The organism is Advenella sp. S44, assembly GCF_002810445.1.
GTDB lineage: Bacteria > Pseudomonadota > Gammaproteobacteria > Burkholderiales > Burkholderiaceae_B > Advenella.
This window is the reverse complement of sequence record NZ_NEXS01000003.1, coordinates 1439264-1463720: the sequence shown is the minus strand read 5'-3', so window position 1 is coordinate 1463720 and position 24457 is coordinate 1439264. Positions and strand designations below refer to the sequence as shown.

25 protein-coding genes are annotated in these 24457 nt (G+C 54.9%); 12 read left to right on the top strand and 13 right to left on the bottom strand.

All coding sequences use genetic code 11. The features are described from left to right. Positions 1 to 51: 51 nt before the first annotated feature. Positions 52 to 813 (top strand): glycerophosphodiester phosphodiesterase, encoded by a 762-nt coding sequence (ugpQ, locus tag CAP48_RS10820; RefSeq protein WP_100696345.1) that lies wholly within the window; start codon positions 52 to 54, stop codon positions 811 to 813. A gap of 11 nt (positions 814 to 824) precedes the next feature. Further along, positions 825 to 1682: a 23S rRNA (adenine(2030)-N(6))-methyltransferase RlmJ gene (locus CAP48_RS10815; protein ID WP_100696343.1), complete on the top strand. Its 858-nt coding sequence runs from the start codon at positions 825 to 827 to the stop codon at positions 1680 to 1682. Here the strand turns inward: CAP48_RS10815 and greB are convergent. The 11 genes from greB to CAP48_RS10770 all read right to left on the bottom strand — a co-directional run bounded on the left by greB (position 1663) and on the right by CAP48_RS10770 (position 11824). Next, entirely contained in the window at positions 1663 to 2220 is a 558-nt protein-coding gene (greB, locus tag CAP48_RS10810; protein ID WP_100696341.1) for a transcription elongation factor GreB, read from the bottom strand. The genes CAP48_RS10815 and greB overlap by 20 nt on opposite strands. Positions 2221 to 2224: 4 nt before the next feature. Then, positions 2225 to 3073 carry a 3',5'-nucleoside bisphosphate phosphatase gene (locus tag CAP48_RS10805; protein WP_100696339.1) on the bottom strand — a complete coding sequence of 283 codons (849 nt, stop codon included), beginning with the start codon at positions 3071 to 3073 and terminating at the stop codon, positions 2225 to 2227. A gap of 211 nt (positions 3074 to 3284) precedes the next feature. Beyond that, the gene (locus CAP48_RS10800) at positions 3285 to 4217 is read right to left on the bottom strand and encodes an alpha/beta fold hydrolase (protein ID WP_100696337.1); all 933 of its coding nucleotides are present in this window, start codon (positions 4215 to 4217) and stop codon (positions 3285 to 3287) included. A gap of 143 nt (positions 4218 to 4360) precedes the next feature. Next, positions 4361 to 6706 carry a DNA internalization-related competence protein ComEC/Rec2 gene (locus CAP48_RS10795; RefSeq protein ID WP_369806350.1) on the bottom strand — a complete coding sequence of 782 codons (2346 nt, stop codon included), beginning with the start codon at positions 6704 to 6706 and terminating at the stop codon, positions 4361 to 4363. Positions 6707 to 6738: 32 nt separating this feature from the next. After that, positions 6739 to 6981: a hypothetical protein gene (locus CAP48_RS20215; RefSeq protein ID WP_161495238.1), complete on the bottom strand. Its 243-nt coding sequence runs from the start codon at positions 6979 to 6981 to the stop codon at positions 6739 to 6741. Positions 6982 to 7463: 482 nt separating this feature from the next. Continuing rightward, on the bottom strand, positions 7464 to 8261 hold the full coding sequence (locus CAP48_RS10790; RefSeq protein ID WP_100696333.1) for a TatD family hydrolase: 798 nt from the start codon (positions 8259 to 8261) through the stop codon (positions 7464 to 7466). Between the two features lie 36 nt (positions 8262 to 8297). Then, on the bottom strand, positions 8298 to 9008 hold the full coding sequence (gene lolD / locus CAP48_RS10785; protein WP_100696331.1) for a lipoprotein-releasing ABC transporter ATP-binding protein LolD: 711 nt from the start codon (positions 9006 to 9008) through the stop codon (positions 8298 to 8300). After that, the gene (locus CAP48_RS10780) at positions 9001 to 10233 is read right to left on the bottom strand and encodes a lipoprotein-releasing ABC transporter permease subunit (RefSeq protein WP_242444461.1); all 1233 of its coding nucleotides are present in this window, start codon (positions 10231 to 10233) and stop codon (positions 9001 to 9003) included. Before CAP48_RS10780 ends, lolD begins: the two co-directional genes overlap by 8 nt. A gap of 242 nt (positions 10234 to 10475) precedes the next feature. Then, a complete protein-coding gene (locus CAP48_RS20210) occupies positions 10476 to 10643 on the bottom strand; it encodes a hypothetical protein (RefSeq protein ID WP_161495237.1) in 168 nt (55 codons plus the stop codon). Between the two features lie 34 nt (positions 10644 to 10677). Beyond that, positions 10678 to 11313: an OmpA family protein gene (locus CAP48_RS10775; RefSeq protein ID WP_242444395.1), complete on the bottom strand. Its 636-nt coding sequence runs from the start codon at positions 11311 to 11313 to the stop codon at positions 10678 to 10680. 4 nt (positions 11314 to 11317) lie between these two features. Continuing rightward, entirely contained in the window at positions 11318 to 11824 is a 507-nt protein-coding gene (locus CAP48_RS10770; protein WP_100696329.1) for a hypothetical protein, read from the bottom strand. 451 nt (positions 11825 to 12275) lie between these two features. On the opposite strand from CAP48_RS10770, the gene CAP48_RS10765 reads away from it, so the two are divergent. From CAP48_RS10765 to CAP48_RS10720, 9 genes are all read left to right on the top strand, one after another. Next, positions 12276 to 12485 (top strand): hypothetical protein, encoded by a 210-nt coding sequence (locus CAP48_RS10765; protein WP_100696327.1) that lies wholly within the window; start codon positions 12276 to 12278, stop codon positions 12483 to 12485. 521 nt (positions 12486 to 13006) lie between these two features. After that, complete coding sequence (locus CAP48_RS10755; protein WP_100696323.1) at positions 13007 to 13390, top strand: hypothetical protein; 384 nt, start codon at positions 13007 to 13009, stop codon at positions 13388 to 13390. 287 nt (positions 13391 to 13677) lie between these two features. Beyond that, positions 13678 to 14637: a hypothetical protein gene (locus tag CAP48_RS10750; protein ID WP_100696321.1), complete on the top strand. Its 960-nt coding sequence runs from the start codon at positions 13678 to 13680 to the stop codon at positions 14635 to 14637. Next, positions 14625 to 16337 carry a single-stranded-DNA-specific exonuclease RecJ gene (recJ, locus tag CAP48_RS10745; RefSeq protein ID WP_369806349.1) on the top strand — a complete coding sequence of 571 codons (1713 nt, stop codon included), beginning with the start codon at positions 14625 to 14627 and terminating at the stop codon, positions 16335 to 16337. The genes CAP48_RS10750 and recJ overlap by 13 nt, the downstream gene beginning before the upstream one ends. A gap of 139 nt (positions 16338 to 16476) precedes the next feature. Beyond that, a complete protein-coding gene (locus tag CAP48_RS20205) occupies positions 16477 to 16623 on the top strand; it encodes a hypothetical protein (protein ID WP_161495236.1) in 147 nt (48 codons plus the stop codon). 141 nt (positions 16624 to 16764) lie between these two features. Then, a protein-coding gene (gene prfB / locus CAP48_RS10735; protein WP_153045679.1) for a peptide chain release factor 2 occupies positions 16765 to 17869 on the top strand; the annotation gives its coding sequence in 2 pieces (ribosomal slippage) (positions 16765 to 16845 and positions 16847 to 17869; 1104 coding nt in all). A 1-nt stretch (position 17870) separates the two neighbouring features. After that, the gene (locus CAP48_RS10730) at positions 17871 to 18623 is read left to right on the top strand and encodes an SDR family NAD(P)-dependent oxidoreductase (protein WP_100696313.1); all 753 of its coding nucleotides are present in this window, start codon (positions 17871 to 17873) and stop codon (positions 18621 to 18623) included. Positions 18624 to 18737: 114 nt separating this feature from the next. Continuing rightward, entirely contained in the window at positions 18738 to 20264 is a 1527-nt protein-coding gene (gene lysS / locus CAP48_RS10725; protein ID WP_100696311.1) for a lysine--tRNA ligase, read from the top strand. A gap of 467 nt (positions 20265 to 20731) precedes the next feature. Next, positions 20732 to 20920, top strand: coding sequence for a hypothetical protein (locus CAP48_RS10720; protein WP_153045678.1), 189 nt, complete (start codon positions 20732 to 20734; stop codon positions 20918 to 20920). A 177-nt stretch (positions 20921 to 21097) separates the two neighbouring features. On the opposite strand, the gene CAP48_RS20450 is transcribed toward CAP48_RS10720, so the two are convergent. Continuing rightward, positions 21098 to 21403 carry a hypothetical protein gene (locus CAP48_RS20450; protein WP_242444391.1) on the bottom strand — a complete coding sequence of 102 codons (306 nt, stop codon included), beginning with the start codon at positions 21401 to 21403 and terminating at the stop codon, positions 21098 to 21100. Between the two features lie 300 nt (positions 21404 to 21703). Beyond that, the gene (locus CAP48_RS20445; RefSeq protein ID WP_242444390.1) at positions 21704 to 21886 is read right to left on the bottom strand and encodes a hypothetical protein; all 183 of its coding nucleotides are present in this window, start codon (positions 21884 to 21886) and stop codon (positions 21704 to 21706) included. A 615-nt stretch (positions 21887 to 22501) separates the two neighbouring features. Between CAP48_RS20445 and CAP48_RS10705 the strand changes: the two genes are divergently transcribed. After that, on the top strand, positions 22502 to 24451 hold the full coding sequence (locus CAP48_RS10705) for a PhoX family phosphatase (RefSeq protein ID WP_100696305.1): 1950 nt from the start codon (positions 22502 to 22504) through the stop codon (positions 24449 to 24451). Positions 24452 to 24457: the final 6 nt, after the last annotated feature.

Here is a 24457-nt window from a genome sequence, read left to right as displayed (position 1 = left end):
GGCGTGCGACAATGCCTGTCATCGTCCCTATTTGCCCTCTCTGGTGCCCGCATGTCTTTGAAATCTCCTGTTTCCTGGCCCTATCCTGCTGTCATCGCACACCGTGGTGGCGGCACCATTGCCCCTGAAAATACGCTCGCGGGCCTGCGCTGTGGGTACGACCACGGCTTTATCATGTCAGAATTCGACGTCAAGCTGAGCAAGGACAATGTTTTGATCGTTCTGCACGACGACACGGTGGATCGCACATCGGACGGATCCGGCGCGGCAGCCGACATGACCTTCAATGCGCTCAGCCGGCTGGACATGGGCGGGTGGCACTCCTCCTGGTACGCAGGCGAACCGCTGCCGGCCTTCAGCCAATTTGCCCGCTTCATCCTGGAAAACAACCTGCTCTGCAACATCGAGATCAAACCATGTCCTGGGCGTGAAGAGGAAACCGGCACAGCAGTGGCCCACGCCGTATTGCAATTGTGGTCGCATGGCGGGGTGCTACCCCTAGTATCTTCGTTTTCGCGCCAGTCCCTGGCTGCATTTGGCCAACATGCCGGGTTCGCTCCCAAGGCTTTGCTGGCCGATACCCTGCCCGAGGACTTCGAAAACCTGTTGACTTCGCTCGAGTGCACGGCCATCAACCTGAACCAGAAAAATCTGGACCAGCAAACTATCGAGCGCGTCCATGCTGCCGGCTATAAGGTGTGCGCCTATACGGTCAATGATTACCGTCGGGCCAGGCAGTTGCTCGGCTGGGGCTGCGACGCCATTTTCACGGACGAACTTGTCCGCATTCCTGCCGATATCGGCGCCTATTAAAGTACAAGCTCATGTTCAGTTACCGTCACGCCTTTCACGCAGGCAATCATGCCGATGTGCTCAAGCACGCCATCCTGCTGCATATCCTGGATTATTACAACCGCAAGGATTCCCCCTACTGGGTCGTAGACACCCATGCGGGTGCAGGGGTGTATGACCTGACCGATGCCTGGGCAGAAAAAACGGCTGAATTTCGTGACGGAATCGAACGACTTTGGCATCAGCCGCAGTTGCCTGAACTGCTGGCCAACTACATAGAGCATGTTCGGCAGCTCAATGACTATGGCGCGCTCAGCGTCTACCCCGGTTCGCCATGGATCGCGCTTCAGATGATGCGGCCGGCCGACAGGTTGCGGCTGTTCGAACTGCATCCAACCGAAATTACTCATCTGGATGAAAATATACAGATGCAGTCACGCGATGTCGCAAGGCAGGTCAGCGTGTTCGAGAAAGACGGATTTACCGGTCTGCTCTCGCAGTTGCCGCCTGCTCCCCGGCGCGGCATTATCCTGATTGACCCGTCCTACGAGGACAAGAACGACTACCGGCACACGCTGAACGCCGTAAAGGAGGGACTCAAAAAGTTCGCCACCGGCTGCTTTGCCGTCTGGTACCCGCTGGTGCGGCGCAAGGAAGTGCACGACATGCAAAAGCAGCTGGAAAAATTAAGCGATGTCGGCTGGGTGCATGTGCGCCTGGCGGTAAAAAAGCCACCGGAAAATGGTTATGGCTTGTATGGCAGCGCCATGTTTGTCGTCAATCCGCCGTATACGCTCGCGGCGGCACTGCGCCAGGCAGGACCAGTACTGGAAAGCCAACTGGCCCAGGACGGTCAGGCGCAGTGTTCAATTACGCATCAGGATAAATAATCTCGAGCACTTCCAGGTTTTTCACCCCAGATGGCGTGCGCAAGGTCACCGTATCTCCTTCCTGGGCCTTGAGCAGCGCCCGGGCCACCGGAGAGATCCAGCTGATTCTTCCCTGAAGGGGTTCCGCTTCATCAACCCCCACAATGGTGATACGAAACTCCTCGCCCTGTTCATCGCAATAGAGCACTTGTGCACCAAAAAAAATACGGTCGCGATCAGGCTGCTTTTCCGGATCGACCACCTCCGCCATTTCCAGCCGCTTGGTCAGAAAACGGATCCGGCGATCAATTTCACGCAGTCGTTTCTTTCCGTATAAATAATCACCGTTTTCAGAACGGTCCCCGTTAGAAGCCGCCCAGGACACAATCTGGACCACATCGGGCCGCTCTACATTCATCAGGCGCGTCAGTTCATCGCGCAGCGTATTGTAGCCACTGCGTGTCATGTAATTGCGGGTCCCCGGCGGCAGCGCAACGGCTTCAGGACTCTGATCGTCCTCGTCGTCGTCTTCCTTTTCCTTGACAAATGCTTTATTCATAATTTCAGTTGAATGCTTTCCATACAGGGACAAGATCGCTTGGCATAGGAGGCAATTTACCAAGATCCATGCGGCTTTCCTGCGGACTATGAAAATCGGAGCCGCAAGAAGCAAGGAAACCGTATTGACGCGCCACATTGGCATATTGATGGTATTGATCAGGCGTGTGCGACCCTGTGACCACCTCGATGCCCTTGCCGCCCATCAGTTTGAAAGTCCGGAAAAGCGTCGTAAACTCACGCCTTGAATATTTATACCGACCCGGATGGGCAATGACCGCAACGCCGCCGGCAGCATGAATCCATTCAAGCGCCTGATCCAGCCCGGCCCATTCACCAGCCACGTAGGCCGGCTTGCCATCGGCAAGATAACGGTCAAAGACTTCCTGCATACTTTTGCAATGCCCTTGCTCGACCATATAACGGGCAAAATGAGTCCGGCTGAGCAAGTTGGGATTACCCGCATAGCTAAGCGCGCCTTCGTAGCTTCCAGATATACCCAATTCGGCCAGTTTGTCTGCCATCAGGCGAGCACGAACCTGGCGATCCCGTCGGATTTGCTCAAGGCCCTCATTAAGCCCGCTGTTTTCAATGTCGATATTCAGCCCGACCACATGCAGTGTTCGCTCGGCCCAGGTGACCGAAATTTCAATGCCCGCAACAAACGACATGCCCAGGGAACGTGCGGTTTCAGCCGCTTGCGGAATGCCCCGGATTTCGTCATGGTCTGTCAGGCTCCAGAGGGTAACACCATTGGCATGCGCGCGCGTCGCCACGTCGGCCGGCGCCAACACGCCGTCCGAGGCGGTAGAGTGACAGTGTAAATCTGCCTTGAATGCCAGCGATTCAGTCATAATCCTTTCCGTATTGCCGATTGATGGAGTCCGTAAGCGGCGGTCACGCTTCTTTCCGATCCACCAGTGCCGCTTGCATGCCGACTCGCAACATCGGGACACAATGAAAAAGCACATGCAGGATGCATTTGTTTATCGTCATTTTACGCCCTCTGTGCAATAAACACACCTTCTGGCAGATTTTGCCGCTTTTGCCCCAATCGCCCCAGCCTCAGCCCATTGGCGATAGCAGGAAACGGCGCACTGCCTGTACCTGTGACTGAGGCAATAATGAAGGCGCGTGACCCGTTTGCGGAATCTGAATCAATTGCAGGTTTTTATTGCGCGCCTGCATTTGTTCTGCAGTTGTTTGGCTCAACAGATCCGAACGCTCGCCGCGTAGCAGCAAGATCGGGCATTGCAGCGATTCGAACGCGCGCCAAAGCATTGCCTCGCCCGCCTTGAGCATTTTCTCGTCTTTCAGACTGGCAAATGCCTGGGCAATAGCCAGATCATAATGCTGGGTCCAGACCCGGCCTTTTTTCACGATGACGGCCTTGGTAAACGTCTCCCACTGTTCGTCGCTCAGCGGGCCAAAAGAGGCGGCATTCGTTTTCATATGGACGACGGCATCTTCGAATGTATCAAACTGCAAGGGCACACCGACATATTCTGCAATTCGCTCTATGGAAGCCAGCTCGATCGCAGGCCCGACATCGTTCAGAATGAGCTTGCGCAGAGACAGGCCCGTTGTCACGGGCAATGCCGTATTATCACCTGCGGCGATGGCTGCTTCCTTGCCAGCGACCACAGCAGAGAAAGCCAGCGCGATCAGTCCGCCCATGGATGTACCCAGCCAGTCCACCGACTGCGGCTGCACTCGCGCCAGCAACGTCATGATGTCCGAGACATACTGAGGCACAACATAACCGACGGCGTTGGTCAGAAAATCAGAGGCGCCACGGCCGACGATATCCGGGCAGACAACACGGTATTCGGCTGCCATGGCACGGGCCACTTCATCAAAGTCATTGCTGTTGCGCGACAGTCCGTGCACACAGAGCAGAACCTGGCCGTTGCCCGGATCGCCCCATTCCCGATAGGCCATGCGATGAATGCCGGCGGGACTCATACAGTTGACAAAATTCAGACGGGGCGATTGCATAAAAACTCCTTGAATGACACAGCACTGAAAAGGACGCAACAAGCCCCATGAGAAATAACATCAGGGCGCGCTCGCGTGGCACGATCACGTTGGGCCATCCATTATGGCCGCAGCAGGTCTGGGCAACGCCCAGTAATCATAAGCTAAAAACCATCCCAATAACGCCGTTGCGATAGCCTGGCACTATTTACCCATAGGCCGTCGGCGCCCGATTCAATCCGGATCGCGCCGGCCTGGATGGTATCGAAAAACCACTGTGCCGAGTCGCGCCAACGTGCCGCCACTTTACTTGCCGGATGTCCGTAACGGTTCAGGTAACCGGCCTGAGCAAAGACAACGGTGGGCCGCATTGCCTGCACAAACGCCGGCGAAGATGAATTTGCTGAACCATGATGCGGAGCCATGACCACATCGGTTGGCGGAATCGGTGGCTTGGCAGCCAGCAGTCTGCCTTCGACCGCAGTGCCAATGTCCCCGCTTAACAGTGCCGAATGATGCCTGCCGACAATCCGTAAAACACAACTGTGATCATTATCCGCCTTCAGGGGCATGCCCGCTATCCCGAAAGGGTGGTAAAAACGAAATTGGACGCCATCGTACTCAAATGCCACATCCCGCTGACAAAAATCGTAAGTTGCCTGCGGCGCCTTTAGCCGTATATCTCGCGCCAATGCACGCTGTTCGCGTTCCAGATAATAATTGAGGGCAAACGGCGCGTAGGCATGCCTGACTGCGAGCTCCTGCAGCACGCTGCCCGCCCCGCCTGCGTGGTCGAGATCGGAATGGGACACAATCAGCTGATCAATCGTCGAGACACCCATCGCCTGAAGATAAGGCACAATAATACGGTTGCCACTGTCATTATCGACACTACTGCGCACGCCCGTGTCGAACAGAACATTATGATGACGCGTGCTTACCAGTACTGCGGCGCCCTGGCCTACATCCAGCACGGTCATGAACCAGTCCCCGGCCGATGGCCTTGGCGGCCTATAGAACAGCACTGGAATCAACAATAGTAGCCCCAGGATTCGACCCGGAAAACCTTTGGGCAGAACGAACAAGCACAATCCCACCATGCCAAGAACCACCCAATGGCCGGGCGGCGCCGGAAAATGCAGGGCTGCCCAGTCCTGTTCTGATATCACACGAACACCTGTAATCGTCAACTCCAGCAGGCGATGCACGCCGTCGGCCAGCCAGATTGTCGCTTGCGGCCACAGCCTGGTTGCACATAATACAGCCAGCAAGAGTGCCAGCGGCGTCACCAGCGCACCAATGGCCGGAATGGCAAACGCATTGACCAGTGGAGAGACAAATGCGTATTGATGAAACAGACCAATGAGCAGCGGTGCCAGCGCCACGCTCATAAATAGCTGCATGGCGGCGGCCTCTTTGAGCCCATAACCGATTTTAAACATCAGTGTGCCAGCAGGCGACACCCGTCGTTGCAGGCGAGCCCCCCACAGCATGAGACCCGCAACGGCGGCAAAGGACAGGCAAAAACCCACAGACAGTACCGCCCACGGGTCTAGCAGCAAAATGGCAAAGGCCGTGACGGAAAGCAGGGTTGCGCCTTTGAGCCTGACGCGCCAGACGACGGACAGCCACAAGATGGCGAGCATGATAAACGTACGCTGCGCCGGCACGCCCCACCCGGCCAGCAACGAATAGATGCCGGCCACCAGCAGACCGGCCGTTGCCGCAATCATTTGGGCTGGCCGACGATCGGCCAGCAATTTGCCTTGTAAGCGCAAATGACGCCATAGCCGGAATACACCCAGGCTACCCATGGCAGCGAGCATGGTAATGTGCGAACCGCTGATTGAGACCAGATGCGTGATGCCGGTAAGATTGAAGATTTTCCAGTCCTCATTGCCAATACCGTTCTGATCGCCCATGACCAGCGCAATCAGCACGGGTCCAAACCGCTTCTGCTGCAAAACACCGTTCATGGCGCGCCGCAGCTCGAAACGCATCCGTTCAATGCACGGCCCGAACTTGCGGCAGCTCTCGTCGCGCAACAATGTTGCCGCACCATTTACCGAGCCACTGGCGCGAATGCCAGCGGCGAACAGATAGGCATCGTAATCGAATCCATGAAAATTGCGTGGCGTATGGATCCGCTTGAGCTTTACCGTCATTTGCCATACCTGGCCGGGGCGAAGATCAGGCAGGCCAGCGGCTGGCCGCCGCGGTTTCGCATACGGCCCGCTGCGCGCGCCGGCATACCAGCGCAACAAGATGCGTTCGGGCAAACGGCCAGCGTGCGCATGAGTTAGCACTTGTGCCTCAAAGGCCCACCCATTCACCAGATCGCGAGGCAGTCCGGTGACCCTGAGCTGGATGGACAATGGACGGTTCTCCAAATGTCGATCCAGGCTGTCTGCCAGTCGACATTGCGCACGCCATACAGAATATAGCGCGGCACTGACCACGCACAGTCCCAGGAGACTCAACCGTAGCAGCATTGGACAAAACCCGGCCAGGGCTGCGCCAGCGCTCGCACGCTCCGACTGACTTACCCGGCCCCGGGCGTGATGCTTGGTAATGCCAGTCGACTGACAAGGGAGTGGCCCTGGCTGGGGGGGCGTGCATGGATCACGTTGCAGGCCTTGATGATAATGCTGGCAATCGTGTTGATGCTGGCGCTGATGTTGCTGAGGTTGGTGATGATGCTGAAGTTGACGAGGTAGATTGCGTTGATGAGGCTGATCGCGCTGGCTTCGATAATATTGTTCGCCTTGATGCGAACGTCGGTCAAGCCAACGAATTGGCAACATCGCCGGTATAGAGAGCACGCAGCAGATACCCAGGAGACTAAGCCCTATCAGGATCAGCAGCGTTGGCGAAGGCAGTGTCTCGAACCACTGAACGATGGCGATACCGAACGCGAGGCTGCAGTACCAGACAGCGACTGGCATCCGCCTCCTGCTTGCACACACAACCGGCTCGTTCGCCGGATCCGCCCAACCATCGTTTGTGCCGGCCCCATGCCATTGCATGAAAGGTAAGCGGGAAAACAGAAAAACGCTGGCTGGCCAATGCATGATATCCGCGCAGATCAATAACTCGATAAATGCTATTGTCTTTTTGCCAACCGTACACCGCAATCGCTTCGTGACCATCCGGTCATTGCGCAAATACCGTGCTGTTACTAGAGTACCTCCGCTTAGCAGGCCTCTGACCATGGCGCATACGCCATCATGTAACCGGCGTCACTCAGCACATTTGATCGAACTGCCACTACGCGGCCAGACGTGACAGCACCCGGTGGGCCGTTGCGTTAGTTCCTCGCTCAATTTCCCCGGTGGGAACATCGCGCAGTTGAGCCAATGCCTGGGCGATAGCGGGAATCTGCCCGGGAGTGTTGCGCGGGTGATCTTCTTGCAGCCAGGCCGGGGCAATATCCGGAGAATCCGTTTCCAGTACGATACTGGACAACGGTATACGACAGGCCAGGCGCCGGATCTGCCGTGCGCGGGTAAAGGTCATGGCGCCGCCGATGCCCAGCGCAAAGCCGAGATCAACAAATTGATCGGCCTGCTGATCACTGCCATTGAAGGCATGGGCGATACCGCCGACCTCGGGAAAGCGACGCAGGTATTTCAGAATGATGTCCTGTGACCGCCGCACGTGCAAAAGCACGGGTAACGCGTGCTGGCGGGCCAGCTTAAGCTGTTCCTGGTAAAAAAACTCCTGACGTTTACGTGGCGGTCCGGTTGCAATATCCTTGACGAAAAAATCCAGGCCGATTTCACCGATGGCGACAAATCGCGGGTCATCAAGCGCGCGCTCCACTTCCTGCGCGAGGATATCCAGATCCTCGTCAGCCGCTTGCCCGACAAATAATGGATGTATACCCAGCGCATAATACCCACCGTCAAAAGAGTGAGCCAATTGCCGAACTGTAGAAAAATTGCTGCGTCCAATGGCTGGAATGACGATCTGTCCGACCTGCGCCTGCTGGGCGCTTGCAATAACGGCACTACGATCGTCATTAAACTCGGAAGCGTCGAGATGACAATGTGTATCGATGTACAATAATCTCTCCTTCGCATTATCGGGATTCTGCCGCAATTATGCTGTCTGCAATACCCCCCGTTCCATCAGCAGTTGCCGATCTGCCAGTGAGGCCAGCTTGGCATCATGGGTGACAATCACAAATGCCGTTTTCAGTTCCGCATTCATCTGTTTTAGCAATGCAAACATACTGGCCGCCGTTTCGCGATCCAGATTGCCGGTAGGCTCGTCGGCCAGCACGCATATGGGTTGCGTCACCAGGGCACGCGCCAGCGCCACACGCTGGCGCTCGCCGCCCGACAACTGTCCCGGGGTATGGTGGATCCGCGCTTTGAGCCCGACCCGTTCCAGTACCGCTTCGGCCTGCGAGCGGGCCTGCTTGCGGTCCATACGTCGCACAATCAGCGGCATGGCGACGTTATCAAGTGCATTGAATTCGTTCAGCAAATGATGAAACTGGTAGACGAAACCCAGGCTTTCATTGCGAATGCGGCTTATCGCCTTCTCAGACAGCGCGTGCGTCTGCTGTCCGTTAATCAGAATCTGGCCCGAAGTCGGTTTGTCCAAAAGCCCGAGCATATGAAGCAAGGTGCTTTTACCCGAGCCCGATGCGCCGATGATGGCAACCATTTCACCGGCTGCCACCTGCAGCGACACGCCCTTCAGGATATCCAGGCGCGCGCCGCCATCTTCATAATATTTGACCACATCGCGCGATTCCAGGGCATAGGAGCTTTGCTGAAAGGTGTTGTTTTCCGGATTAATCATGACGCAGCACCTCTGCAGGTTGCAGGCGGGAAGCCCGCCAGCTTGGGTAAATGGTTGCCAATAGCGAGAGCACCAGCGACGTAATGCCGATCAGGCCGATGTCGTCAACTTCAGGGTGGGACGGCAAGGTACTGACGAAATAAATGCTTGGGTCCAGGAAATGAATGCCGAACAGCCCCTCGATAAAGGGAATCACCACGTCGATATTGTAGGCTACCAGACAACCGAACAATACGCCCAGGAAGGTACCGATAAAGCCGATCAGGGAACCCTGCACCAAAAAGATCTTGCCGATCTGAAACGGGCTGACGCCCAATGTACGCAATATGGCAATGTCCGATTGCTTGTCCTTGACGGCCATCACCAATGACGACAACAGGTTAAAGGCTGCAACGGCCACAATCAGGACCAGAATCAGGAACATCATGCGTTTTTCCGTTTTGACTGCAGCGAACCAGGTACGGTTATCCATGGTCCAGTCACGTGCCACAACGCCTGGCGGCAGCGAATTGGTCAATTGCGTGGCCACCTCGGGAGCATTGATCATGTCATGGATTTTGAGTCGCACACCGGCCGATCCCACATCGCGAAATAGCACGGCTGCATCTTTGACGGCAATGAAAGCCATATTCGAATCATATTCATAATGACCCGAATTAAAAATACCCGATACCGTAAACTGCCGCATGCGAGGCGAAAATCCTGACGGGTTGATTGAGCCTTGCGGCGTCATTACTAACAGCGTATCGCCGACCGCCACGCCCAGGTATTGCGCCAGGTTACTGCCGATGACAAGCCTGAAACTGCCTGCCTCCAGGGTATCGAGCGAACCGCTGATCATTTGCTGCGGCAGCTCCGACACCTTGCCTTCGTTTTTCGGGTCGACGCCGCGTATTTCCACACCCTTGAGGATGTCGCCGCGCGCCAGCATACCGCCTGCTGCCACGAAGGCAGACGCGCCTTCGACCTGCGGATTCTGCTGCGCCTGGTCGGCCAGTTGCTGCCAGTTATCCGTCACGGCAACCGGGTCTTCATTGGGCACGACCAACTGGATATGCGGCAGCACCGACAACATGCGGTCCCGCACATCCACCTGGAACCCGTTCATGACCGACAGCACGATAATCAAAGCGGCAACGCCCAATGCAATTCCGACCATGGAGGTGCCCGCGATGAAGGAAACAAACCGGTCGCCTTTTTTGCCCCGCCCACGCGTACGTGTCAGGCCGGCGTACCGGGCACCAATCCATAATTCAAAAGGTATTTTCACGTATTTTGATCTTTACAAAGATTACCATTCCAAGCAGGAACTAGCAGAATTTAAAAAATTGCGTGTATCCATCGTGCCGTTACCGGCAAACGCAGCCATTGCACCATTGATGATGGACACAACAAATAGGGATCGAGCCCCTGATGATAGCTGAAAACCCCCACGCCTGACAGGCGCACTCCTGCTCCTTTATAAGATTATATTTCAATGTATTTTCCCGGTACCATCCGGGGCCGGGCCGATGCCATCAGGCATTGGCCATCGGATTCCTGACATTGGCCATGGCGCCTTACGCCCGCGAAGGCGCCGCTGACATTGTTCATGACCTCCCCGATGTTCGCGATGGCCTCTCTGATATTCGCCATGACGTTCCTGATATTGGCGATGGCGTCCTTATTATTATTTTGGTAACACGAATTCAACTCTTCTGTTCCTGGCCCGTCCCGGCGGGTTGTCTTTGCCGTTGATTTCGTTTTCGGCAACGGGTTCGGTTTCTCCATGTCCGGCTGGCGCCAGGCGCGACGCGTCTACGCCGTGCGCCACCAGGAATGCGACGACCGCCTCGGCGCGCGCCGCCGACAGCGTCTTGTTATAGTCGACGCCTCCCACACTATCTGTGTGCCCGATCACCTTCACCGAACCTGCCGGTATGTCGGCAACGATAGCAGCGATATCCTGCAATGTTGACTGGGCCTTCGCAGACAAGGTCGCACGATCGAAGGCAAACAGAACATCGCTGGCGACCGACAGGACTGTGCCCTTGTCTGATGCGCGCGCCGCAATGTCGCTATTGCTGGCGACAAGCTGGCGGGCACTTGCAGACAACCCGCTAGTGGCTGCATCCAAATCGGAATCGGCAGCAATCAAGTCGCGAATTTGCGGAACAAGTTCAAGAATATATTGGCCACGGTCATCATCGTCCTGTGCAGCAGCCAGCGCAGGCATGCACAGCGCCACGGCAGCCAGCACCTGGATGGCCAGCCTTTGTGCAGTCATTAATTTATCAGCCAGACCCACAGAAAGTTTGGTCAGCATGGTTTTACTGACCGGAAATCGGAAACGGGCCCAGCGGTTCAATATTCGGAATGAACAACATCACGCTCTCATTGTCGGGGGGCGCAGGAAAGGTGCCATACCACACTCCCCGTACTTTTCCACTACTGCGCAACTGCACTTTTCCCGGCGCTAGCGGCTTGCCCGCAGAGTCCTTCAATAGAAGATACTTTTTATCTCCGGCCAGCAGATAGAAATCATTTTCATACGCCTTGTCGTCCAGGGAAGGGTACAGCATGTAAAGCCCGGACACCCCGGGGTCCGTTTCTACGAAACGCACCTTTACCGTCACCCGGTTTCCGGATTTAACCACTGAAGTCAGTTCGGCCGTGGTGCCGCCATTGGCGACCATACTGCTGGCCAGCGATACTTGCGCGGCTTGTTGTGGGGCTATTTCCGCCGCCGGTTGTGGGACGTTTTGTGAAAAGGTTGGCAGGGAAACCATGGCTGCCATTATGAGTGACACCGTCGTGACGGTAGCGCGAAATTTCATCTGTTATTTTCCTTGGTCAGCCAGCTTTCGATGGAAATAGCGGCAATTGCCCGCGTAAGCATTTTAGGCCTGCGAAGTTTTTAGGCCTGCCAAGCCGATTATATTTAGCCTGCCCTGCACAAAACGACTTTTGCCGGAAAGGGTGACAATTATTACAAATGTGAGTCTGGGCTGAGCCATACAAGCCGAGCCGGCTCGCGACGCTGCTCGTTATGAAAACCGTCTGCGGCGACTTGAACAAAAACAGACAGCGGCACCAGGCAAATTTTTAGCAACGAGCTTTTCATTTTCATAACACCACTGATTAAGCAACGAAATGTTTCATTACGATATTGATATTGCGTTTGCCGCCCCAGGCCTCATATAAATAATAAGGGTGAGTCCATATAAGCGTTGGCGAACTGAAACATAGTCTCGCTGCACTTATATCAACTCATCTGGAGGTGCCAATATGAATCAAATTCAATCTGTCGGCGTCTTGTATGAATATGGCTTGCCTGGTGTGAAATTCCATTACCAGAGCGGCCAAAGCCGAACCTTGCGCGATGACGAGGCGATCCGGTTCATTCAACTGGTCGATACAGAGCGAAACCGCAAGGACATTGATTTTCTCAATACAAGGCGGGTACGCAGATACGTCGCCAATTATTATTTTCATTAAGATCGAGGCATGGATCCGCTTTGAGTGCGGCATTTGACGCGAGGCGCCTCGCCACAGGCGATGAGGTCAGATTTCTGCGGCAAGCGTTTGACAAGCCGAATAAGCTGCGTTCTGTTTGTTATTGGGGTTGCGCAGAGCTTGCCGTGGAACCATCATTTGAGCTGGCTTAATCCGTTTGCTCATCGGACGTCCCTTGCGGCAGATCCGGCAGTTTTGTCCAAGCCGACCATTTGTCGCTCGACGAAGACATATTTTGCCTGTTCGATTGCCAAATTGAACCATCGTCGGCCAAAGCGACCAACACGATGCCACCGGCATTTAATGGCGATGTTGTGATTTGTATGGCTTTCCTATTCATGTCGTATCCGTAGAGAGTGTGAAGACCCATTATGCCCCAAGAGGCAGGATCAAATGCTGCAAATCCGATAAATCCCGGATCCCTTCTTCATAAAAAAGACAGACGCGCATCACAGCGTGTCAATTCAGAGTAAGATCATCAACTTAACAAATGAGGGCAACCGATGAGTATCGACAGTGTATTAGTAATTGCGGGTCTGGCAGCATTCCTCATTTTCCATTTCTTTTTGCGCTCAAATAATAAATCCGAAGAACAGATCTGGAAGCTGATCTCCAAGGCCCGTATCTGCCGGGAGGCAGGGATAGAGGAAAAAGATTTCAAGATCCGCGTCACAAGCTTCGTTGAAGTGGACGCAACCAAGAGCCGGTTGCCGGCGCAAAACCAATACAATTTCCAGATATCTTGTAAACTGCCGAAATCCGATGGCAGGACAAAATGGATTCGCATCGGCGACAGTTACAGCGTGAATCTGACTTCGGATCCCGAACTGATCGAACACGCCATCGCCCAGGACATTAAACACGCCCGTCGTGACCTGGCTGCTTGATGACATCGCTTGCCGTTACCGATCGCTGAACGGATTTGGCCGTCGCGCGGCCTAGCCCTTCTTACACCCTAGCTGGGCTTAGCCGTTATAATCTTCCAATATCTTGCGATAAGCCACTTAAGAATTGGACTCAGTTCATTCCCACCACAGGTTAATGAGGCAATGGCCGGAAGCGGCCCCAGGCGTCTCATGACAATCGCGACCCAAACATGCTTTTGAATTGACCACCCTGCTTATGATTCCACAGCTGCCTGCAATAGGCCCCACATTATGAGAAATACGCCGACATGGAACTGATCATTATCGGTGCACTTCCTGCCGATTCCGTGGCGCACGAAACTGCCGAGCACCTGAAAAAAAATGCGGTTCTGCTGCGACGCCTGTTCGAATTCGGCACAGCGCACAGGCACGCGGCCGATCCGGATCAAACCGGCTGTACGCCATTTGAAGCCTGGCTCGTACAGCGCCATCAATTTACGCCAGCGCCCGGCCAGAACGCCGGTGCAGCGCTTGCACCCATTCTGGTCCCGGGCACAAAGGTCAATGAAGCGGTCTGGCTGTTTCAGCTTGCGCACTTTGGCCTGACCAATACCGGCGCGCACATGCTGACCGCGACCGACATTGCCGTGACAGAAGAGGAAAGCCTGGCGCTGTACGATAGTGCAGCAGAGATCTTTGCCGGCACGCCCTTTACGCTCACGGACCACACCCCGCAAGGCTGGACGGTGGCGGTACCGGACGATTTTGATCTACCGTCACTGAGCCCGACATTAATCGCCAGCGCCGATCTGGCGCACGTTTGGCCGCAGGAAGACGCTTTTAAACCCTTGCGTCGCCTGCTGAGCGAACTGCAGATTGCCTGGCATCATCATCCTGTCAATGAGGCCCGGCGCGACAAGAACCTGCCGCTTATCAATGGTGGCTGGCTGTTTGGCGGCGCCGCACCCGCGCAGTTGACACCTCCTGCAACAACAATGCCGACCGTGATCCGCGACCTGGAAGCCGTTCATCGGACGCGTCAGTGGGGCCACTGGCTCGCTTTATTGCCGAGCGTGGAGCAGACACTGACACTTGAGTTGGGAAAAGCGCTTGAGGCCGAATCTGCTGGCAACCCTGTTACCATGCCATTCAGATTGATCCTGACCGGCGAAGACCGGTGGGTCGACCTTTCCCTGGAACCTACACCGGCGCTATTGAAATGGCTGCCCGGTAAACGCAAGCAATGGAAGCAATGGTGGTCTCAGTAAAAATCACAGCTCGTCCGGTTAACCCTGACTACGAAAAACAATTGCAGGAAAGCGGCATTCATGCCCTGCTGGCCCGGTTGTGGGCAGCTCGCGGCGTGGCTTCTTCCCAGCAGACACGTCTGTCCTGGGCCGACCTGATCAATCCCTCGGAACTGAGTCAGGCCGATAGGGCGGCAGCCATTCTGGCCGATGCCATTGCCGCCAAACAGAAGCTGCTGATTGTCGCTGATTACGACTGTGATGGCGCCACGGCGTGCGCGGTGGCGCTGCGTGGCTTGCGCGCGTTTGGCGCCGATGTCGATTTTCTGGTGCCCAACCGCTTTGAAACGGGCTATGGATTGTCTCCTGCCGTGGTGGAACTGGCGTGCAATCATCCTGCAGGCAAGCCGGATATGCTGATCACGGTGGACAACGGCATCGCCAGCATAGACGGGGTGCAGGCCGCCAATGACCTGGGCATGCGGGTCTTGGTCACGGACCATCACTTGCCCGGGGATGCGCTACCCGAGGCACTCGCCATTGTGAACCCGAATCATCCAGATTGCGGCTTTCCATCAAAGAACCTGGCCGGCGTGGGTGTCATTTTTTACGTACTGCTGGCCTTGCGCGCAGAGTTTCGCAGGCGCGGCTGGGTGGACGCCAAAGCGGGCCCGCGGCTTGACGCACTGGCCGATCTGGTCGCGCTGGGAACGGTGGCCGATGTGGTCAGGCTGGACGCCAACAACCGACTGCTGGTGTCGCAGGGACTGAAAAAAATTCGCCGCAATCAATTGCAGCCTGGTCTGAAGGCCCTGTTCCTGGTGGCCAGTTGCGACAACCGGGAGGCCACGGCGCTGGATCTGGGTTTTCGCATCGGTCCGCGTATTAATGCCGCCGGCCGTCTGGCCGATATGAGCATCGGGATACGCTGCCTGACGACGGACGATGAGGCCGAAGCGCTGGCGCTAGCCCGCGAACTGGATACGATGAACCATCGGCGTCGCACCATTGAACAGGATATGAGCGAACAAGCGCAGGCCAGCCTGCAAGCGCCTGAAAAAGCCCGCAACGCCACCGTGTGTGTCTTTCATCCTGACTGGCATCAGGGCGTGGTGGGAATTGTCGCATCACGACTGAAAGAAAAATTCTGGAAACCAACCCTGGCCTTTGCCCCCGGTGACCCGGGAGAGCTGCGCGGTTCGGGTCGGTCTGTGCCGGACGTACATCTTCGCGACGTTCTGGATCTGGTGTCCAAAACCCATTCGGGCATGATTCTCAAATTCGGCGGCCATGCCATGGCCGCCGGGCTGACACTGCGCGAAGAGGCTTTTGCCGAATTTGAAGAGGCCTTTGACCTGGCGGTACGCCGCATTAGCGGCAAAGACAGTTTTGAACCGCTGATCGAAACCGATGGCTCGCTCGATCCACTCTTTACGACAGCGGAAGTGGCCGGCATGCTGCATGAGCACGTCTGGGGCGCCGGTTTTCCCCCTCCCCTTTTTCGTGACACGTTCCGGGTGCTCAATCAGCGTTTGCTGAAGGAAAAACACCTGAAATTGCGTCTGGAACGCATGAACCAGCAATACGATGCAATCTGGTTCAATCATGCCGAGACCCTGCCGGAATACACCGATCTTATCTATGAAATTGCGCCCAATGCCTGGAATGGCGTTGTAAACGTGCAACTGATGGTGCGCCACGCCGAGCCGGCGGCTTTCTAAAAGCGTGACCGCATCATGCCCCTGGCTGAAGATCCCGATCAGATGCGCGCCTTCAGGTATTCTTGTTACAACGGTTACCGTCCCGACAAGGCAAGCGGCCGGCAATTTGTTATCCTGCATTTTTATTTCCAGAAAAATTATGAAACTTACCAGCGCCATTCTGTTCGCCCTTCTGGTTTTGACCGCCTGCACAACGACAGGCACGCCCGGTCAGCATATTGATGGCGTAGTTGGCACGGTCGGGGGCGCCTTTGGCAATGTTTCCGGCCAACGCCCCGCCCGCTGAATGTAACGTCTGACTCATCCAGGCGCCAGCCCGGGCGACACGTAAGTTTTGCAGCCCAAGATCGGCATTCGGCCAGCTATGGCGCCCGGGTGCGCTAAAATAAAGGGTTAAGCAAAATTACTCAGCAAGGGAATAACACGCATGGAAGCAGAACGTCAGAACCAACTGGCCGACCGTCTTGAAGATTACGCTGAGCGCGAGGACGCGCTACGGAGGTATCTTTGACGTCGAATCCAAATCAGAACGGCTGCAAGTAGTCAATCTGGAGCTGGAAAACCCGGACGTCTGGAACGACCCCGAGAAGGCCCAGGAACTGGGCCGCGAGAAAAAAAGCCTGGAAAATGTCGTTCTTGTACTGGATCAATTGAAGCAGAACATTCGCGATACGCAAGAACTCTTTGAACTGGCCAGCGCCGACGACGACGATGCGACGCTGCTTGCCATCGAGGAAGATACTGACGGCATTGGCAAGATCATCGACGGCTTCGAATTTCGCCGCATGTTCTCCAACCCGGCCGACCCGCTCAATTGTTTTGTCGACATCCAGGCTGGCGCCGGCGGCACCGAAGCCCAGGATTGGGCGTCCATGCTGTTGCGCCAGTACCTCAGATATTGCGAACGCAAGGACTTCAAAACCGAAGTACTGGAAGAGTCCGATGGCGACGTAGCCGGCATCAAATCGGCAACCATCAAGGTCGAAGGCGAATACGCGTTTGGCTACCTGCGTACGGAAAGCGGTGTTCACCGACTGGTTCGAAAAAGCCCGTTTGACTCGTCCAATGGTCGCCATACGTCTTTTGCCAGTGTGTACGTGTACCCCGAAATCGATGACTCTATCGAGATTGAAATCAACCCTGCGGATTTGCGGATCGATACTTATCGCGCCAGTGGCGCGGGCGGTCAGCACATCAACAAAACCGATTCGGCAGTGCGGCTTACCCACACCCCGACAGGCATTGTTGTACAGTGCCAGAATGACCGTTCGCAACATCGCAACCGAGCCGAAGCCATGTCCATGCTGCGCTCCAAGCTGTACGAGCTGGAAATGCGCAACCGGCTGGCCGAGCAGCAGAAACTGGAAGAATCCAAGACCGAAGTCGGCTGGGGTCACCAGATCCGCTCGTATGTGCTGGACAATAGCCGTATCAAGGATTTGCGAACCAATGTCGAAATATCCAATACCCAAAAGGTGCTGGACGGCGACCTTGACCCGTTTATCGAAGCCAGCCTGAAGCAGGGAGTCTGATATGAGTGGAACGATTGCTATTGTGACTGGTGCATCGCGCGGCCTGGGCGCCGCGCTGGCACGCAAGCTGGCCGGCAGCGCCAGACAGCTGATTACCGTGTCGCGCAACAGCGATGCGCAAACGCAGCGGCTGGCGCAAGCATCGGGCTGCACGCATGTGCATTATGCCCATGACCTGTCCGATATGCAGCATATCGAAGCTGCGGCATTGGGAATTTTTGCGCAGCTGGATCAGACCGCAAGCCAGTATCTGCTGATCAACAATGCGGGTTCTCTGGGACCAGTCGCCCAGTATGATACGCTCAAAGACGCTGATGCCATTTCCCGTACATTCAATCTGAATGTCACCAGTGCCATGTTGCTGACCACTGCCCTGCTTCGCGCCACCAAGACGCTGGCTGCAGATGTACGGGTCGTCAACATTTCTTCGGGCGCCGGGCGCTCGCCCACTGCGGGCTGGGGCGTGTACTGTGCCAGCAAGGCAGCGCTGGACATGTATACTCGTGTCGCCAGCCTGGAAGCGCCGCATGCCAGGCTGGTATCGCTCGCACCCGGTGTCATAGATACGCACATGCAAGAGACCATTCGCTCGGGCAATATCGACGATTTCCCGGATCTGGCCCGCTTTACCACACTGAACGAAACGGGTGCGCTGCGCAGCCCCGAGGCCGTGGCAGAAGCGATTGTCCGGTATATCAACAGCGAACATTTTGCCAGCAAAGCGCTGGATGACATACGTCAGTACAGCCAGTGAGCGGCCATATCGTTATTATCGACCCGTTTGACACGCATATCGCAACCTGCCATCCCCATTCACCCTGCCATGTCACTTGTGTCTGACATGCAAAGCAAAACATCAGCAAACCCTATGAACGACATCCAGAAAGACGCGCCCGTTACCGAAGTTGACGAAAACAAACTCATCGCCGAAAGACGTGGCAAGCTCTCGCGCCTGCGCTCAGCCGGCGTGGCTTACCCCAACAGCTTCAAGCCAAAACACAAGGCACAGGCGCTGCATGAGCAGTTTGATTCGCTAGACAAGGAAACCCTGGATCCGCAAGCCAATCCGGCCTGTGTTGCTGGCCGCATGATGCTCAAGCGTGTGATGGGCAAGGCCAGTTTTGCCACCATCCAGGATGCCAGTGGACGCATCCAGATTTATCTGGACAAAAAAGGCCTCGGCGAAGACGTGTACGAACAGTTCAAGACGTGGGATATCGGTGACATCATCGGCGTCAGTGGCCGTGTTTTCAAGACAAACAAGGGCGAACTGTCGATTCATGCCGAATCAATCAGCCTGATTTCCAAGTCCCTGCGGCCCCTGCCCGACAAATTTCACGGCATTGCCGACCAGGAACTGCGCTATCGCCAGCGCTACGTCGATCTGATCATGACTGAAGAATCACGCAACACCTTCAAGGTACGCAGCAAGGCCATTGCTGCAATGCGCTCGGTCATGAATGCTGCCGACTTTCTGGAAGTCGAAACACCGATGCTGCATCCAATTCCCGGTGGCGCTGCCGCCAAGCCGTTTGTGACGCATCATAACGCGCTGGACATGCAGATGTTCCTGCGCATCGCGCCGGAACTGTATCTGAAACGGCTGGTGGTGGGCGGCTTTGAGCGCGTCTTCGAGATCAACCGCAATTTTCGCAACGAAGGCGTCAGCCCCCGGCATAATCCGGAATTTACCATGATGGAGTTCTATGCCGCCTATACGGATTATCAGTGGCTCATGGATTTTACCGAACAGTTGCTGCGCGATGTGGCCACCCAGGCGACCGGCAGTGCGATTCTGACCCACCAGGGCAAAGCACTGGACCTGAGCCAGCCTTTTGATCGCCTGACGATTACCCAGGCCATCATGAAATATGCCCAGGGCTATACAGAAACACAGCTCAATGACATTGAATTCCTGCGCACAGAATTGCGCAGGCTGGGTGCGGACGTCGACGGCCCGGTGTTGGCGCGGGCCGGTATTGGCGCATTACAACTGGCATTGTTTGAAGAGACAGCCGAATCACAATTGTGGAACCCGACTTTCATCATTGACTATCCGGTAGAAGTTTCTCCGCTGGCCCGCGCCTCGGACAGCAATCCGCAAATTACCGAGCGCTTTGAACTATTCATTACCGGCCGCGAGATTGCGAACGGGTTCTCTGAACTGAACGATCCCGAAGACCAGGCTGCACGCTTTCAGGCACAGGTTGTTGCCAAGGACGCAGGGGATGAAGAAGCCATGTACTACGACGCCGATTATATCCGCGCGCTCGAATATGGCATGCCGCCTGCCGGCGGCTGCGGCATCGGCATTGACCGCTACATTATGCTGCTGACCGACAGCCCGACCATTCGCGATGTACTGCTTTTCCCGCACCTACGCAAGGAAGACTAGCCCGGCCTGAAACACAACGCAATATTGCATGGAAAAGGTGGCGCGATCGCCACCTTTTTTGTGCCTGTCAGGACGGTTTGCCACCTTGCGAATGTACTTTATGATCTCAAACTGCAGGCAGCCGAAGCGAGAACGGAGGCCAGAGTGGCTGGGCTCAAGGCACTGGTTGACATAGTATAGGCAATAATGAGAAGGCCATTTCTTACTTTCAAGTAGAAAACAAGCACACTCGCCGTACGATTATTATTACAGCTCATCTGCTCTGAACCCGATTGAAATTTAGATTACAACTGGGCAATACCTATCGAAGTGAATCCTGTTTACTATATCGGCAAAATAAACAGGGAGAATGTCGATGAAAAAGTTGCTTGTCATTATCGGTTTTCTGAGTATTTTTCTGACCGGTTGCGTGGTGCACGATCGCCATTATGGTTATCGTGACGGCTATCGCCACAGTGGGCCAAAGTATGAAAGAAAATACAATCATTCCAGTCGTCATAAACACTACCGTCCACGGGCTTACAATAAAAAATCGGCCCATCGACAATATCGAGGCCACCGGTCCCACCACCGGAAGCCTGGGCATCATCGCCGCCGTTAATGCGTGCTCCTGGCCAGTCTGCCTTGACGGGGTTGATTTTCCCGCGCCGGACTAATCATTAAGGCAGTATAAGCGGGGTTCACTAACGCTGCACCTGCCTTGACGGCTATGATTTTCCGCCGAATCCTCCGACAGGAAGCGTTGGTATACATAGCGACGAGTGGCAACGTTACGTTTATTATGGCTCGACGATCCGTTAATGCAAAGCCAAGGGATTCTATGTGTCAGGCACCTATTTAATAAAAACGCGCCGTATTAATAAAAAACGTGCCGTATCAAAGATGGCATCAGGGAAAAGGCAAGTCAGACGCTCTTTTCCCGTTCCCAGGCCGTTGCGTTTCACCACCAGTTTGCCAACTGGCCCGGTACGATCCAGGTGGGTACCGCCACAGGCAATGTCGTGACGCTCGCAATACCAGCGGCGCAGATCAGGCTCGTGCGCGTGCGCGCTCATTGTGATAACTACGTCGCGCAAGACCAGATCGTTGGCACAGGCTTCGATCTGGATGATTTGTGCCGGGCTTAAGCGCTCGCTCACACCAAAATCAAAGCGTGCCCCGTCGGTCCGGATATGACAGCCCAGCGTTGACTGTACTGCATCGGGCCGGATCGAACCGACAGCAACCTAAAGGATGTGGGAGGCCGTATGACTGAGCGTCAAGCGTGTTCGTCGATCAGTATCGATGCACACCGTGACGCTGTCGTCAATATGCAGATCATCTAGAAGCGACGCATCTTCCGGATGTACTTTGTGCCAAAATCACGCCGCCAACTTGACCGTCAGGATAGCCGTCGATCCCTGGCGAGTGTCCGTACATTTTTCTTGCGTCGATAAATCTCAGGGCGCGGCCACTACCCAGCGTGATCGTACCGTGATTCGCTTCCTGCCTCCTCCCTCGAGGAAAGCCACCGTGCTATCGAGCTCGATCATGTCGGCTTCAATTTTGACGACAGCAGCCTGGCACTGGCTGAGATAGCCATTCTCGTAGTATCGCTTGCGGGTTTGTCTGTGGAATTTCATGGCGTCTCGCTTCCCGATATGGCTACACAAAAATTTTCCGCAATATACCGGTTAATGTTACGGGTTTCATTGATACGAGATAAGTGTATGCATTTCTTGTCGTTCAAAATTGCTTTCCCCAAAAATACAGGACAACGATGGAAAAAGTATGTCATATCAATAAAAAATACTCGAATATCGTTATTCGATCCGAGCCCACGCATCTGCGAATTTGTATCCAAAAAATGACAATAACGTATTCTTATCTTTTGAGTCTTTGTCATCCTGTTAATGATCAACGACATTTCTATATAACCAAAAGAAACTATCATCTTGAAAATGGGCATGCGAGGATACTTGGTATTTATCTTAATCTCCTTGCATTACTTATTTTCCTTATCCACTTCCTATAACAAAGATGTTTTTGCTAAATGTCGGCGTGCGAGACAGACACTAATAAACCACATTCACAGTTTGACCAATTCACTTTTCCTATTGTGTACACGCTGGGGAGCGAAAGTCTGTCAGTACAAAAATAGAGATAAGCACATGTAGCTCACAACCGGTTCGACGTACAAATTCCTGTCATATTAAACCTGTAATATCTGCGGATTATTTTCAACAGGATCAAGTAAGATGAAATCCGTTACGTTTTCCCCTTCTCGTCGCCGCAGTCTCAAAGCACTGGCAAGTGCACCCATGTTGCCGCTCACCACGGGCGTTCTGGGCAGCTTCGCTGGCTTTGCCACGGCCCAAACAGCCGACGCTGTGCAAAAGGCGTTTGCCTCTGCGGAGTTTGTCGGTATGGCAGCGCCCACCCTGGATAACCTGGCCGCATTGGCCGATACCACGGTGGACTCTTCGCTGAAAATCAATTGGGCCGACAAGACCAGCACCACGTTTGAGCTGGCCTACAAGCCGTTCTTTCTGACGGGCGACAAGGTGCCTGACGGCAAAGGCGGCCAAGTTATTGCCGGCGGCTACTTCGATATCAACAACAAGCCAATTCTGGACACATCGGTTGCCGGCAAAGAGCGCCAGATTTTCTCTGACAGCCCCGATGGCACATCGTTGCTCAAGTTAGACAATGCCAAGGTAGACGGCGTCAAGGGCAATACGGTATTTGCCGTTGTGCAGTTCGAATACACCACACGCAATCTCAATGGCGATGATATGTATGGCAAGCTGCCCTCGCCTATCGCGGTTCTTACCCTGGACCAGGACCCGGATACCGGCCACCTGTCCCTGGTGAAATATCACAACGTTGATACCTCCGGCGTACATGGATTGTGGATTACCTGTGGCGCCTCGCTCTCCCCATGGAATACGCATTTATCCAGCGAAGAGTACGAGCCCAATGCCTTCAAAATCGCCAAAAACGACGAGTTCAAAGGCTTCAGCAAGGCGCTGTTTGGTGATGAGACCAAAGCCAACCCATACCACTACGGCCATATGCCGGAAGTGACCGTTAACCCCGACGGCACGGGCTCTATCAAGAAGCATTACAACCTTGGCCGTATTTCTCATGAATTGATCCAGGTAATGCCTGACGAACGTACCGCGTTGATGGGCGACGATGCCAACCATGGCGGATTATTTATGTTCGTTGCAGACAAAAAACAAGACCTGTCTGCCGGTAATCTGTATGTCGCCAAATGGCACCAGACCAGTGGCGAGGGTCCGGGCTCGGCAGATCTGACCTGGATTCACCTGGGACATGCGAGCAGCGATGAAATTGAAGCGCTGGCCAACAAGCTGCGGCCTGAAGACATCATGGAGGTCAAGACCGACGACCCCGACGACAGCACATTCACGAAAATCGTCTTTGATAAGAAGTTTAACTGGGTCAAGCTCAAGCCTGGCATGGAAAAAGCAGCGGCGTTTCTGGAAACGCACCGCTATGCCGCACTGTCCGGCGGCAGCATGGGCTTTTCAAAAATGGAAGGCACGACCGTTAATGTCAAGGATAAAATCGCCTACTCAGCCATGTCCTATGTACGCGATGCCATGCTCGATGGCTCCAGCGACATCAAGGTTCAAGGCCCATATGCCGGCGCCGTATATGCACTGAATCTGAAAGCCGATCAGAAAGACAATACTGGCAAGCCAATCAACAGCGAATGGGTTCCGGTCGACATGAAACCACCGGCAGAACTGGTCGGCGAAGATCTGCAAACCCCCGATGCGCTGGGCAATACGGCCAACGCAGATAAAATCGCCAATCCGGACAATATCAAATTCTCAGAAAAATTGCGCACCCTGTTCATTGGTGAGGACAGCGGCACGCACGTCAACAATTTCCTGTGGGCCTACAACGTGGATACCAAGCAACTGGCACGTCTGCTGTCCTGCCCTGCCGGCGCCGAATCCACCGGCCTGCAGTCAGTGGACGAGCTCAATGGCTGGACCTACATCATGAGCAACTTCCAACACCCTGGTGACTGGGAAAAAGGCAAAGGCGGCAAGCCCGGCCTGCACGATGTGGTCAAGGACAAGGTCGCCCCGCTGATCGACGAAAAATATCGCGATCGCTTCAGCGCTGCGGTGGGCTATCTGACCAGCAAGGAAAAAGCCGTCAAGATTTAGGGCAAA